Raw genomic sequence first — 13,711 nt, 5'->3', positions numbered from 1 at the left:
GAATCCTAGATTAAACTTATTAACTACTACTTAATTAAACCAAACATGTTGTGTAGTGTATTGCTGACAATACATTACAAAGATCTAATTATTAGAGGACTGTTGGTTTAGAGACTTACTCCACGTGGGGTAAGTCTCTTTTTTCTTACAAGAAGAATTATCCTGCATAGAAATGTAAATCACCTCTATCAAAACGTATGCTACCCATACCGCCTTCTTGAATTATTTCTCTAAACATTTCAATCACTATTTCATATCGGTTATCAATACAGTCTTCCGGATAAACCAATGAAATGGAAAAGAAATCGTCATTATCTTGGAAAGCTTTTACGAAAAATACATCAATTTTTGCTTTGTCCAAAACATCAATTTCAGATTTATCAAGTAGTTTCTTTTGCCAGTGAATAATCTCACTTCTCAAAAGCCCTAACTGTTCTCTAGTGCTGTTATACTTCGAAAATGAATTTCTATAGATTGAATTATAATCATATTTATAGCCAATTTTTTGAAGTAATAACTTGATGGATTTTTCGTCGTTTCGGAGATAAAAATAGATGTATTTCATAACAGCTTTGCGTGTGCAATGATTAATAATTTTTAAAATCTTGAATTCATAAGCTTATTGTAATATGTTGCTTTTGAATACAATACAAATATACAAGCTTGCTTTTTATCGTGGAAATAGTTTAATTCGATTATAATAATCTATAATTTCGATTTATGAATTTACAGTTTGTCAAATACTTCGTCGCACTCGCCAACACTTTAAACTTTACCAAAGCTTCGGAACAGGTTTTTGTAGTGCAATCCACATTTTCCTCAGGAATAAAAAAATTAGAAGAGCACTTTGGTGTAAAGCTGTTTGAAAGGGATAAAAGGAATGTGAAGTTGACACAAGAGGGGGAGGCCTTTTTACCCAAAGCCATGGAATTGTTAAAGCTTTGGAACGACATTGAAATAGGTTTTCAGGTCAAAGAAAATGAGCCTATATTGATAAGTTTTGTACAGAATATACTGTTGGATGCTATCCTGGAATCTATTAATCAGTATAAGGTGGCTTACCCTTTTTCAGAAGTAAATATTGTAGAGAAGAAAGATGCTGAATTACTTCATCTATTATTAAATGAACAGTTGGACGTGCTGTTTGTGGATTATGAGATTGAGCATGAAAATATAGACTTTCAGTTTATCACTATTGAAAAGCTTGTGTTTGCCATTAATGAAAAACATCCTTTGTCCAATAAAAAAAGTATTCCCTTATCCATCCTAAAAGAGGAGCCATTCATAGAAAGAAGCTTTTGTGCCATGTATGATGAACTGACAGAGAAATTGAAGGAAATCAATATCAAACCCCAAAAAGTGTTTACTGCACCGAATAATGGAACAGTTTCCACATTAGTCGCCTCAGGGATGGGAATTTCTTTAATGCCTATGCCTACTTTTAAAACTGAAAACGTGGTCTACCTGCCAATAGAAGACGCACCGATCACCAGAGATATTTATTTAGCTTGGAACAAAGATCTCGTGAAAAGAAAACATACAGTGAAAAATTTTATTGATGCTTGCGTAAAGAATTTATAGGTCGTGAAGAAGTTGATTGTTTTGATTTGAGATATATTGAATAGCACCAGGGATTACTTCTATTTCCAACTTCTTTGTTTTACCAATCACCTCACCATCTAGTTGTAATAACTGAGGATGATCAAAGTGAATAGTTGCTTTATCGGCTACATAAACGTTGCCGTTGGAATCTTCCAGGAAGCTCTCATCAAATTTTGAAAGACCAACAATGATCAAGTCCTCAAAGTTTAATTCAGGAATTGCTACCAATTCAAATTTTCCATCAAAAGGATTACTGATACTATTTAAAGGAACACCTGTTCCAAACTTACGAGCATTACAGATGGCCATCATGATTCCTGTTTCCCCGTACACTTTTCCATCAATTTCAATTTTATAATCGATGATTTTCTTCTCCTTTAACTGCTCTAGGAAATATTTGAAATAAGTAGTCATGCCTCTGTTGGGGTCGCTCGAATAACCTTTTACAATTTGTGCATTGACACCCACGTCACCAATATGAAGGCAATAATGTTCATTATTGACTTTAAGAAGATCTAAGCCCACAATCATCTCTGAGAGCAAAATATCCTTCAGGGCTTGCATTGGTTCATCACTGACGAAAAGCTCAACAGCCATGCCGTTCGCAGACCCTAATGGGATAATGCCCATTGGAATACCAGAATCCAACAATGCAATCGAGGTGAAAAGAGTGGTCCCATCACCACCAATGGAAGCTACCTTGGTAGGTTGAAAAGTTTTCACTACTTCCTGAAGATGTTCAAGATCATTGACGCCAGTAGTTTTAAAAATTTGATAAGGGATGGCATAATGTTCTAACAAACGAGTAGCCTCATTTAAAAAGGGTTCTTTATCAATATCACCCGAAATAGGATTAACGACAAGTAAGAGTTTCATTGGGGCAATTTTGCTTAAATGATGGAAAGTATGTAAACATAAGCATCAATTCAATGAAAAACCAACCCCTTATATCTGATCTCTATTTTTTACTGAGATTAATTCTGAAGTGTCTAGATTAAAACATGACAGATAACCTTGATTTTCACGTTGTTCAGCGGTTGTAGCTTTCGTAAACGCACACCCTGTATCTAAATTAACGAATCTACTTTTTTCGTTGATCATATTCTTTAGCTGTGAAAGATCAATTGGCGTGTGCCCATGTACAACCTTTCTCTTTTTTGTAATCTTGTTAGATGTTGTAGGATAAGGTTTTCGGATGGTCAGCATAGAATCATAATCTTTTTTTGGCTTCTCAGCCTCAAAGTTAAATCCTGCATGCACAAAGTGATAATCTTCTATTTGAATATGAATCGGAAGCGTCTTTAGAAAAGATTTATTTTTGAAATAAAGCATCTCATCTTCGTTCAAAAAGAGTCGTTCCCCTTTGGTCATTTTAGCCAAAAAACGGAAAAAAGTATGTTTGTAACTACGTTGTTTTTTGATGAGACCATCTTCGTGATTTCCCATTATTGGGTAAATATGGAAACCTTCTTCTCTCAAAGATTGTATGTAATCAATTACTTTTTGGCTATCAGGACCTTTATGGATATAATCACCTAACAAGAAGACAATATCATCTTTGGTTACCTGAATTTCTTTCTGAAGAAGATATTCAAAAGTTTTGAAACATCCATGAATGTCGCCGATCGCAAATCTTCTAACGTATTGATTGGTGTTTAATTTAATCGATTTCAAAATAAAAGATAAAAGATGGTTGAAAAACCAAATATAATTCTTTATAAAAAAAATACCACTGTATATTTGTAATGTGATAGAACAGAATTGATAATGAGAACGTTAATTTGAGCTTATCAACAATATCCACACCTATTCACATCAATATGTTGGCAACTGTTTAAATATATTTATAAATAATTGAATAATATCTTGATTAGCTGTAAGTTATTCACAATTAAGCTTATGTTAATTAATTATTCAACTTTTGATGTTTATAAGTACAGTTACAGAATTATCCAGAAAGTTCTCTACTTCATGAGGTAGAAAAGATATATGATTAACACAGACACCAACCAGACTAGTAAATAACTACTTATGTAAAAACCGAAGAATATGACAAAAAATCCACTAAGTATATTCTCATTAATAAAGACGTATAAGAAGGAGTACATTTCAGGAGATTTATCTGCTGGTTTTGCTACAGGGGTCTTATTGATTCCTCAAGGCATGGCTTATGCAGTAATTGCGGGACTTCCCGTTCAATATGGTTTATATGCTTCTTTGATAGCACCACTTCTTTATTTTCTATTTGGAACATCAAAAAAACTAATCATTGGACCAGCCGCTTTAGACTCTATGCTTTTGGCATCAGGGATGTTGGGGTTAGGTATTTTGACGACTTCACCCGATTATGTCAATACGATTCTGGTCGTGGTATTTCTTTCGGGTCTTTTTCAAATTGTAGCCGGTTATCTTCGCTTAGGTTTTATTGCCAACTTCTTCTCTGCACCATTATTAAAAGGGTTTACCACGGCTGCAGCTTTATTAATTGCATTTAGTCAGCTTAAAAATATATTCAGAATCACCCCTAAGTCATCACAATACCTCCATGAAGAAATCTTAAGTTATTTTTCTCAGGTGTCGGCTGTTCACTGGGTTTCTGCGGCTATTGGCATTGGTACAATACTGATGATTTTGATTTTAAAGAAAACAAAGTTCAGAAAATTGGGAACTCCTATAGTTGTAATTTTAGGAATTGTGATGAGTATTTTCTTTGATTTCGAATCGGAGGGAATCGAGGTTGTAGGTAATATCCCATCCGGTTTACCTACTTTCATTTTACCAGATTTTACCGCAGTAGATTATAGTGATGTAATACCATTGGCTTTAGTTGTGGCAATTATTGGCTTTACGGTCTCCAATAGTATTATTAAATCTATTGATGATCCAAAGCAGCCTATTGACCCCAACCGAGAGTTTGTAGCGTTAGGATTAGCCAATAGTTTGGGGGCACTGTTTGGTGGTTATCAAGCGAGTTCATCTTTTTCAAGAACTGCTATTAATGCATCATCAGGTGCAAACACTAGAGCTTCTAACCTAGTGTCTACAGTAATGATTGCTTTGGTGTTATTGTTCTTTACGGACCTGTTTTACTATCTACCTAAACCAATTCTAGGGGCAATTATTATTGCAGCTACACCAAGTCTTTTAAGTTTTAGCTACTTCAAAAAATATTTCTTCCTAAAGAAAAGAGAATTTTGTGTGATGCTGATTACTTTCTTGACAACGATGGAAATGGGCGTAATCGTTGGTCTATTGACAGGAGTAAGTGTTTCAATGGCGGTGTTTATGTACCATACATTATATCCTCATATTGCTATTTTAGGAAAGATTGAAGGAACAAAAATTCACAGAAATATCCTTCGTTTTGCAACGGCGAAAGAACGTGAAGGTACCATGATTGTCAGAGTCGATGCTCCTTTGTATTTCAGTAACATTAAATATGTTTTAGAAACCATTAACCGTTGGGCAAGTGAGAGAGATGACCTTCATTCGGTAGTCATCAAAGCTGAAAGTATCAATTACATCGATGTGACCGCACTGAATGAGTTAGAACTTCAAATTGATAAATTCAACGACAGAGGCATCAAAGTATATTTTGCAACAGTGGTAGGGCCTGTAAGGGACTTATTGTTTAAAATGAATATCGTCCAGAAACTTGGAGGCCGTCAGCTTTTTGTGAATTTATATGATGTCATGAAGTTTTTAGATGATGAGGAAAACTTTTCATATAAGAATAAGAAAATTGCCAATCAAAGTGTTTAATTGGTCGTGAATTGGACTTCATTTGTGACTTAGAAATCATGAGATTTATGATGATCAGAAGTATACTAAGGACGCTAATGCTTAACATTCGCATCATTGAACTTTCTACCATTTTAGTTTTGTAGTACTCCCCCCGGCCCTGAAGGGAAAAGCGTTAAGAATTTCATATATTGAGCCGTTAAAAATGATTTTGCTGTTTGAGCTTTAGCGAGTTTAAAATCATTTAGGCGAAAGGAATGGAATTTAGCTTTTGACTTCAAAGCCTAGATTTTTTGCTTCGTTTTTCATCAATGGAAAAATGAAGAAGAAGGACGCTTGAAAGTAGACCCTATAAATGTTTTTAGAAAGGTCAATTAAAAGTTGATGATAATTTAGTTTATAATATATTCATTTTGCAGTTGATATAACTTTCTTCATAATTCTTATCCTTTTTATTTCTTATTGGATAATATCTTACATGTCTCAAAATATTGAATTCATGTTCACTTTTTTAGAGAAGTAATTTATTCCTTATGTAAGTGCCAAAATATGGTATTAATTTACTATATTACAGCTACTCACAGATATAAACTTACATACGAAATGAAAAAGATATTGAAATATTACATAGCGCTAATTTTTTCATTGGTTAGTGTCTTTGTATTGTCTTATGTTGTGATTCCTGAAATATTTGTTTTAAAAATCTATGCAACAATTTTACTTGGCATTTGCTTACTAAATTGTTTGATACTTCCTTTTAAAATTTATTCGATTAAACACGACGAAAAAAGAGAGGTACAACTCTAAAAAAACTTTTTGGCAGTAGTGTCAAAAAAATTTATTTAATATTTGACCTTAGAGTCAATTAGACTAACTTTGTAACATAATAATTATTCATTTCCCTTATATGGCAGGTAGACCAAGAATTTTTGATCAAGAAGAATTGCTTGCAAAATCAATAGCATTGTTTTGGAAAAACGGTTTTGAGGCAACTACAACCAATGATTTGCTGAAGGAAGTCAACCTAAATAAAGGTAGTCTTTACAACGTTTTCAAAAGTAAGAAAGAGCTTTTTAAAGCCGGTTTCGTGCACATGGAACAAAAAGGTTTAGATGGACTTGAAAAACAATTTGAAAGCAGCAAAGATCCTATTGGTAATATCAAAACGCTGTTCTACAATATGGTTGATGCCTCTTTTGAGGAAGACTGTAAAGGGTGCATACTTGGAAATTCTATCGTTGAATTTACAGGTAAAGATGAAGAATTGAAACAGCTTGCTGAGCAATATTTAAAACGATTTGAATCTATTTTAGAAACAACACTCAGCAATGCTCAAAACAATGGCTTAATTCAATCGTCAGTACCTCCCGCTTTATTATCAAGGCATTTGATTAATTTCTGGAATGGCCTTAATGTCACTCGAAGGGTTTATCCTGATAAAAAGGAGATGAAGGATTTGATTGACTTGAACCTCAGTTTTATTTAGTGCTCAGTACTAAGTCAAAAATAGATTATGAGTTAATTCTTGTTTATTTTTTGTGAGTACAACGCAAAAAAACGTATGAATAGGAGCTCTATTTAGCGTTTTTTGAAGGAAGTAATCACAAAATAATAAATAGAATTAGTGTTCAATAATTTAGTCTTGGTACTCAAAAACATACTGACATATATACAAACATGAACATTTTAGAAGAATACAGAGACAAAAGAGCTGCACTTAACGAAAAAGTGATTAACAACTCTGATAAAGTCATCAAAAGAATATACAGTTTAGATACAATTACTTATTCAGAAGGAGCATTGGATGAGAAAACCAAAGAAATGATTGGTTTGACAACTTCATTGGTACTTCGATGCGATGATTGTGTAAAATATCATTTAGAAAAATGTGTAGAGCTAGGCTATTCGAAAATGCAGATTGTAGAAGGAATGGGCGTAGCGAATGTGGTAGGAGGAACGATTGTAATTCCTCACCTAAGAAGAGCAATGGAATATTTAGATGCTCTTTTTGAAGAGAAAGAAAAACAATTATAATCAAAAGATATACTCTAAATTTATCAATCAATTAAGCTCACAATTTTGTGAGCTTTTTTTTGTGCCATTTCCTTTTTTCCTCAAAATCAATTATTTTGTTAACAGTAACACCCTCTTTTCTTGATGTAACCGCTATTTACATCAATAGGGCTACTATGAAAGCAAAGATAAAAGAGTTGTCTGTAATGAAATAAGGTACACTGTACGAGGTGTTCTTTCCTAATCACTAATAACTCATACTTTTTCTTTAGACACATAAAGTAAACTTTTTCCCATAGACTAATACTTATGACCAAACAGGAAGTAATTGATCTCTTAGAAGACAGTAAACACTCAAAAGTAAAGGTAGCCATTGTAGATATTGATGGTGTACTCAGAGGTAAATTTATGCATATCAATAAATTTATTGCTGCATTAAAAACAGGATTTGGTTTTTGTGATGTTGTTTTTGGCTGGGATATGGCAGATGAATCGTATGATAATGCCAAAGTAACAGGATGGCACACCGGGTATCCGGATGCTCCAGCAAGAATAGATGTTACCACATTTCGACAAATTCCATGGGAGGAAGATTTGCCCTTTTTTCTCGCTGACTTTAGCAGAGAAAATAAAGATGATGAAACCGTTGGGCCAAGGGCACTATTAAAAAGGGTTCAAGAGAAAGCGAACAAAATGGGCTTTACTCCTTTTTTCTCTCAAGAGTTTGAATGGTTCAATTTCAAGCAAAAATCAGAAGAACTATACCAAAAAGGGTTTCAAAATATTCAACCTCTCACTGAAGGAATGTTTGGATATTCTATATTGAGAGCTTCAGAAAATAGTGCTTTCTTTCACGATCTTTTTGATATGCTGGAAACCTTTAAAGTGCCTTTGGAAGGATTGCATACAGAAACCGGCCCAGGGGTGTATGAAGCGGCAATCCAATACAGTGAGATTGTAGAAGCGGCAGATAGAGCAACCCTTTTCAAAACAGGAGTCAAAGAAATAGGCTACAAGCATGGCATAATTGCTAGCTTTATGGCCAAACAAAACAGTGTATTACCGGGTTGTAGTGGTCATATACATCAAAGTTTATGGGATACATCTAAACAGCAAAACCTATTTTATGCTGCCGATGCGGAAGACCATATCAGCGATACTATGAAAAGTTATATTGCAGGACAATTACACTGTCTACCTTATATGTTGCCAATGTTGGCTCCTACTATCAATAGTTATAAAAGACTAGTGGAAGGTGCATGGGCTCCTACCACTTTGACATGGGCAGTAGATAACCGTACAACTGCATTGAGAGCATTACCACATGGGGAAAAATCGTGTAGACTAGAAACTAGAGTAGTTGGTTCAGATGTGAATCCTTATTTGGCAATGGCAGCTTGCTTGGCAAGTGGGCTTTATGGAATTGAACAAAATATGAAGTTGGAAACACCCCAAACGATAGGTAATGGCTATGAAGATCTAAAAAATGGATCGTTGCCCGCTAATCTTTGGGAAGCCACACAAAATATGAAGAATTCTTCTCTGATGGTCGAACTTTTTGGAGAAGAGTTTGTGGATCACTTTACATTATCGAGGGAGTGGGAATGGAGACAGTTTATGAAAGAAGTGACCGATTGGGAAACAAAACGCTATTTTGAAATTATTTAACCATGCTTGATATACACCAAACTTATACTTACAATTTTCCTACAACGATACGTTTTGGCGTAGGCGTTGTCAATGAATTAGGAGATTATTTAAAACAGCACCAATTAAAACGTCCACTGATTGTCACCGATGGGACAGTGGTGGAGTTGCCGTTTTTTAAAGCCATTATTCAAAAACTAGAGCAACAAGGATTGTCACCTGCTGTTTATTCAGAAATGCAAAAAAATCCGGTGAAATCGGATGTGTTGAGAGGTGGTGATTTTTATACACAAAACGAATGCGATTCAATTATTGGTCTTGGTGGGGGTGTAGCAATGGATGTAGCAAGAGCTATTGCATTGCGTATTAATCACCATAGAGACCTTTTTGATTATGATGATCTCATTGGTGGAGATAAATATGTGACTGAAGAAGTTCCTCATTTTATTACAATACCTACAACTTCTGGAACTGGAAGTGAGGTAGGAAGAAGTGCCATCATTTCAGATGATATAACCAAACAGAAAAAGATTCTTTTTTCACCAAAGTTACTCGCCAAAATTGTTTTTGCAGATCCCATGCTTACCCTTGATTTACCACCTTTTGTAACTGCCGCTACGGGTATGGATGCACTTACACATAATATGGAAGCTTACTTGTCTAAGGGTTTTAATCCAATGTGTGACGGTATCGCTATCCAAGGCATGAAACTTATTGCAACTTCTATTGCTCAAGCAACTAATCAACCGGACATGTTTTCGCGCTCTAAAATGATGATGGGTTCATTAATGGGTGCAGTAGCTTTTCAAAAAGGATTAGGGATCGTGCATAGTTTAGCACATCCATTATCAAGCCTTTTAGATACACATCATGGTTTAGCCAATGCTATTTGTTTGCCGTTAGGGTTAAAGTTCAACTATCAAGGTTTCGAAGAGAAATACAATATAATGGCTTACAATATGAACTTGGGGAGTAATCAAGGTAAAAATCTTGTAGACCATGTCGAAGTGATGAATGAGCAAATAGGCATGCCTAGCCAACTGTCTAAGATTGGCGTAAAGGAAGAACATATCAAACCATTGGCTGCTTTAGCAGTAAAAGACTTCACTCTTCCATTTAATCCCAAAGCAGCCACAGAAGACGATTTTATTTCCATTTATACTAGTGCTTTATAAGATGATCAATATAGGAATTACACCCAGCTTTATGTACCCCGATGTTGAACGCCCTGTATACGGCCCGAAGTCATTGACTTATATAGAAAATGATATGATGGACTATGTGGCGCAACACGGTGTGTTACCGATTTTACTACCAGATATTTCAGACGACAGACTTTATCCTATTTTACAGCAACTTCATGGTGTAATTTTACAAGGAGGAGTAGACATCGCTCCAGAAACTTACGGAGAGACACCAATAGGACCATGGAAAGGCGATCAATACAGAGATGAATACGAATTGAAAATTATAGATTTTGCAATCAATAATGGCAAACCATTACTGGGTATTTGTAGAGGTTTTCAGTTGATGAATGTCTACTTTGGAGGTACGCTTTACCAAGATACGAAAACACAAAGGCAAGACGTGAATCATCACCGAGATGCTCAACAGTATGATCGAATCAAACATCCCTTAATTATCAATGAAGATACATTCTTTGGAAGCTTATATCCCGATCATATCACTTCTTTTGTCAATACAGTACATCATCAGGCAGTGAAGGATTTGGGAAAAGACCTAGAAGTGTGGGCTACTTCCGATGATGGTTTGATTGAGGCTTTTGGTTATACAAAAGAGAAACCCGGTAAAGTGATGGGGGTGCAATGGCATCCTGAATTCACACCGACATTACAGAATGAGATTATAGATTCAAAACCGATTATAGACACTTTTTTAAGTCACGTTTAATTATTGAATGATGAATATTTATAACCCTTCCAACGAACAGCTTATAAAATCTATAGAAGAAGATTCTTCTAGTACTATTAATGAGAAACTCAATCAATTACGAAATGGGCAAATACAATGGTCTCAAAAATCAGTTACAGAACGCTTAGATTGTATTTTGAAATTTGGAGAATTAATACAACAAAATATTGACGAACTTGCTCAGATCTTAACTTCTGAAACAGGAAAACCCATTCAACAATCTTACAATGAAATAAAAGGAGCTCATAACCGTATTGATCACCTTAAGCAGAATGCTGAAAAGTGGTTAGCTGATGATACAATTGAAGGTCTTGAAGGTACATTTGAAAAAATAATGTATGAACCTCTTGGGGTTGTTGCCAATATTTCAGCTTGGAATTTTCCTTATAATGTCGGCTATAATGTATTTTTATATGCTTTGGTGGCAGGTAATGCTGTCGCTTATAAACCTTCTGAATATGCTTCTTTGACAGGATCGGCGATCGCAGCTACTTTGTATAAGGCAGGGGTTCCTGAAGATGTATTTCAATGTATCATAGGAGATGGTGCTGTTGGGCAAACCCTTTTAGAAGCCGACTTTGATGGCTATTTCTTTACAGGTTCTTATCCGACAGGGTTACATATTTTAAAAGAAGTGGCTCCTAAGATGGTTCCTGTACAATTAGAATTGGGAGGAAAAGATCCTCTTTATATCATGGAAGACGTACAAGATGTAAAAGTGGCAGCGATCAATGCTGCTGAAGGAGCATTTTACAATAACGGCCAAAGTTGTTGTGCCGTTGAACGAATCTATGTACATGAGAAAATATTTGACGCTTTTGTTAATTTCTTTTTGGAAGAAGTTGAAGGTTATGCTATTGGAGATCCTGATGGTAAAGAAACTTTTATTGGGCCACTGACAAGAAAAGGGCAATTAAATTTATTAAGAAATCAAGTCGATGATGCTATCTCAAAAGGAGCTAAATTGCTGTTAGGTGGGGCAGAACTAGCAGGGAAAGGGTATTTTTTCGCACCAACAATATTAACCAACGTCAATCATGATATGTTGGTGATGAAAGAAGAATCATTTGGGCCTATCATTGGAATTCAAAAAGTTGAGAATGACGATGAAGCTATCAAATTAATGAAAGACACGGAATATGGACTAACTGCCGCAGTTTTTTCAACAGATCAATTAAGAGCTGAAAAAGTATTGAAAGAAATGAATACAGGTACAGTGTATTGGAACTGTTGTGATAGGGTAAGTCCAAATGTACCTTGGTCAGGAAGAAATAAATCGGGTGTTGGAGCTACACTATCTTCCCAAGGAATCCGAGCTTTTACACAACCTAAAGCATATCATTGGAGAGAAGTATAAATTAAAGAAAGATGTCTTCAGAAAAAATTATTTTTAAGAATAAGAAAGGAATTGAAATAGAAGCTGAAATCTGTAATCCGGCAGATCAAATTACTCACGCCTACGCCTTGTTTGCCCACTGTTTTAGTGGCATGGATGATACATCCGTTATTGATAGTATCAAAAGAGGGCTCAATCAAAAAGGTATTTCTGTCGTTACACTTGATTTTACTGGAATTTCGCATCAGAATGAATATCATGCAGACCATGAGGATATTTTGGCCTTGACCGATTACATGGGTGAACACCTTCGTTCTCCTCAAATTCTGATTGGTCACTCTTTAGCAGGTGCAGCATGTTTGGTTTCGGCCAATAGAATTGCAAGTGTAGAGGCAGTCGTAACGATAAGTGCAGTAATTAAGTCGAGTCATATTCGAAAACTATGTACTTCAAATCAAGATGACACAGGTCTTTATGATGTTGCTCTAGGGGATAATTATTTCAAAGTTACTGCCGATTTTATTGATGAAATTACCCATCAAAATATTAAAGAAATAATCCATAAGATAAGAATCCCATTACTGATTTTCCATTCTCCACAAGATGAAATTGTGGATATCAATAATGCTGAAAAAATCTACAGTAATGCTTTTCACCCTAAGAGCTTTATTTCTTTAGACTATGCAAATCATTTCTTATCTAACCCTCAAAATGGCTATTATGTGGGGAATAATATTGCCAATTGGTCAGAAAGATATGTACAGATGGAACCGGAAGATCCATTGGTCACACAACATCAAACTGCAGTTAGAATCGGTACCACGAAATATGTGACGGAGGTAAAGGCTGGTATTCATCACCAAATTGCAGATGAACCTATTGAAGATGGAGGAAAAGACCTGGGGCCGAATCCTTATCAGTTTTTATTGGCAGGTTTAGGAGCCTGTACTGCAATGACCTTAAGAATGTATGCGGACCATAAGAAGATTCCTTTGGAAGAGGTGACGGTTCATCTGAATCATGAAAACGAATATTTAAAAGACGCAGAGGATACTAATAAACGTACAGCCAAGTTAGATAAATTGTATAGAAACATTCAGATCAAAGGAGATGATCTTACAGAAGCACAAATCAAGAGATTGATGGAAATTGCGAATAAATGTCCTGTACACAGAACATTAGAAAATAATCCGATTATTATCACTAATCTATTGGAAGAGTAGAAGATAATATGGTTTAATAAATTAAGCCTGACTTCATTAAGCTAGAGAAGTTAGGCTTTTTTTTGCTGAAAGATCAATACACAATAAACTAAATTTTCGTTAATTAATGTTGCTCCTTTTATGAAGGATTAATAGTAGTTTATTGTGGTTCGCGAGGGGCTGTCGCAAAACTAAGATTTGAATAAATAATCATTATGTTTAACTTATAACATAATGA

Annotated in this window: 12 protein-coding genes; 9 read left to right on the top strand and 3 right to left on the bottom strand. The window is 35.1% G+C overall.

Annotation, left to right across the window (positions count from 1 at the left end; all coding sequences use genetic code 11):
• Positions 1 to 157: 157 nt before the first annotated feature.
• Complete coding sequence (locus IC221_RS27180) at positions 158 to 565, bottom strand: hypothetical protein (protein WP_188171958.1); 408 nt, start codon at positions 563 to 565, stop codon at positions 158 to 160.
• 155 nt (positions 566 to 720) lie between these two features.
• On the opposite strand from IC221_RS27180, the gene IC221_RS27175 reads away from it, so the two are divergent.
• A complete protein-coding gene (locus IC221_RS27175; RefSeq protein ID WP_188171957.1) occupies positions 721 to 1,581 on the top strand; it encodes a LysR family transcriptional regulator in 861 nt (286 codons plus the stop codon).
• Here the strand turns inward: IC221_RS27175 and IC221_RS27170 are convergent.
• Both IC221_RS27170 and IC221_RS27165 read right to left on the bottom strand, forming a co-directional pair.
• Complete coding sequence (locus tag IC221_RS27170) at positions 1,576 to 2,478, bottom strand: diacylglycerol kinase family protein (RefSeq protein WP_188171956.1); 903 nt, start codon at positions 2,476 to 2,478, stop codon at positions 1,576 to 1,578. The two genes, IC221_RS27175 and IC221_RS27170, sit on opposite strands and share 6 nt — an antisense overlap.
• Positions 2,479 to 2,547: 69 nt before the next feature.
• Entirely contained in the window at positions 2,548 to 3,276 is a 729-nt protein-coding gene (locus tag IC221_RS27165; RefSeq protein WP_188171955.1) for a metallophosphoesterase, read from the bottom strand.
• A 375-nt stretch (positions 3,277 to 3,651) separates the two neighbouring features.
• Between IC221_RS27165 and IC221_RS27160 the strand changes: the two genes are divergently transcribed.
• The 8 genes from IC221_RS27160 to IC221_RS27125 all read left to right on the top strand — a co-directional run bounded on the left by IC221_RS27160 (position 3,652) and on the right by IC221_RS27125 (position 13,494).
• Positions 3,652 to 5,364 (top strand): SulP family inorganic anion transporter, encoded by a 1,713-nt coding sequence (locus IC221_RS27160; protein ID WP_188171954.1) that lies wholly within the window; start codon positions 3,652 to 3,654, stop codon positions 5,362 to 5,364.
• Positions 5,365 to 6,250: 886 nt separating this feature from the next.
• Positions 6,251 to 6,829 (top strand): TetR/AcrR family transcriptional regulator, encoded by a 579-nt coding sequence (locus IC221_RS27155; protein WP_188171953.1) that lies wholly within the window; start codon positions 6,251 to 6,253, stop codon positions 6,827 to 6,829.
• 191 nt (positions 6,830 to 7,020) lie between these two features.
• Positions 7,021 to 7,377, top strand: a complete 357-nt coding sequence (locus IC221_RS27150; protein WP_188171952.1) for a carboxymuconolactone decarboxylase family protein — start codon at positions 7,021 to 7,023, stop codon at positions 7,375 to 7,377.
• A gap of 288 nt (positions 7,378 to 7,665) precedes the next feature.
• A complete protein-coding gene (locus IC221_RS27145) occupies positions 7,666 to 9,024 on the top strand; it encodes a glutamine synthetase family protein (protein ID WP_188171951.1) in 1,359 nt (452 codons plus the stop codon).
• Positions 9,025 to 9,026: 2 nt separating this feature from the next.
• Positions 9,027 to 10,178: an iron-containing alcohol dehydrogenase gene (locus IC221_RS27140; RefSeq protein WP_188171950.1), complete on the top strand. Its 1,152-nt coding sequence runs from the start codon at positions 9,027 to 9,029 to the stop codon at positions 10,176 to 10,178.
• A 1-nt stretch (position 10,179) separates the two neighbouring features.
• Positions 10,180 to 10,914 carry a gamma-glutamyl-gamma-aminobutyrate hydrolase family protein gene (locus tag IC221_RS27135; protein ID WP_188171949.1) on the top strand — a complete coding sequence of 245 codons (735 nt, stop codon included), beginning with the start codon at positions 10,180 to 10,182 and terminating at the stop codon, positions 10,912 to 10,914.
• Between the two features lie 7 nt (positions 10,915 to 10,921).
• Positions 10,922 to 12,292 carry an aldehyde dehydrogenase family protein gene (locus tag IC221_RS27130; RefSeq protein ID WP_223241512.1) on the top strand — a complete coding sequence of 457 codons (1,371 nt, stop codon included), beginning with the start codon at positions 10,922 to 10,924 and terminating at the stop codon, positions 12,290 to 12,292.
• Between the two features lie 11 nt (positions 12,293 to 12,303).
• Complete coding sequence (locus IC221_RS27125; protein WP_188171948.1) at positions 12,304 to 13,494, top strand: bifunctional alpha/beta hydrolase/OsmC family protein; 1,191 nt, start codon at positions 12,304 to 12,306, stop codon at positions 13,492 to 13,494.
• Positions 13,495 to 13,711 lie beyond the last annotated feature (217 nt).

The organism is Flammeovirga sp. EKP202 (assembly GCF_014534745.1).
In the GTDB taxonomy this organism is placed as follows: Bacteria; Bacteroidota; Bacteroidia; order Cytophagales; family Flammeovirgaceae; genus Flammeovirga.
This window is presented reverse-complemented; position numbering and strand designations above follow the sequence as displayed.

Excerpts from the sequence above, each read along its gene's own strand:
- IC221_RS27160 (WP_188171954.1), top strand. The coding sequence starts at position 3,652 with ATGACAAAAAATCCACTAAGTATATTCTCATTAATAAAGACGTATAAG.
- IC221_RS27170 (WP_188171956.1), bottom strand. The coding sequence starts at position 2,478 with ATGAAACTCTTACTTGTCGTTAATCCTATTTCGGGTGATATTGATAAA.
- IC221_RS27135 (WP_188171949.1), top strand. The coding sequence starts at position 10,180 with ATGATCAATATAGGAATTACACCCAGCTTTATGTACCCCGATGTTGAA.
- IC221_RS27175 (WP_188171957.1), top strand. The coding sequence starts at position 721 with ATGAATTTACAGTTTGTCAAATACTTCGTCGCACTCGCCAACACTTTA.
- IC221_RS27150 (WP_188171952.1), top strand. The coding sequence starts at position 7,021 with ATGAACATTTTAGAAGAATACAGAGACAAAAGAGCTGCACTTAACGAA.
- IC221_RS27155 (WP_188171953.1), top strand. The coding sequence starts at position 6,251 with ATGGCAGGTAGACCAAGAATTTTTGATCAAGAAGAATTGCTTGCAAAA.
- IC221_RS27125 (WP_188171948.1), top strand. The coding sequence starts at position 12,304 with ATGTCTTCAGAAAAAATTATTTTTAAGAATAAGAAAGGAATTGAAATA.
- IC221_RS27140 (WP_188171950.1), top strand. The coding sequence starts at position 9,027 with ATGCTTGATATACACCAAACTTATACTTACAATTTTCCTACAACGATA.
- IC221_RS27180 (WP_188171958.1), bottom strand. The coding sequence starts at position 565 with ATGAAATACATCTATTTTTATCTCCGAAACGACGAAAAATCCATCAAG.
- IC221_RS27145 (WP_188171951.1), top strand. The coding sequence starts at position 7,666 with ATGACCAAACAGGAAGTAATTGATCTCTTAGAAGACAGTAAACACTCA.
- IC221_RS27130 (WP_223241512.1), top strand. The coding sequence starts at position 10,922 with ATGATGAATATTTATAACCCTTCCAACGAACAGCTTATAAAATCTATA.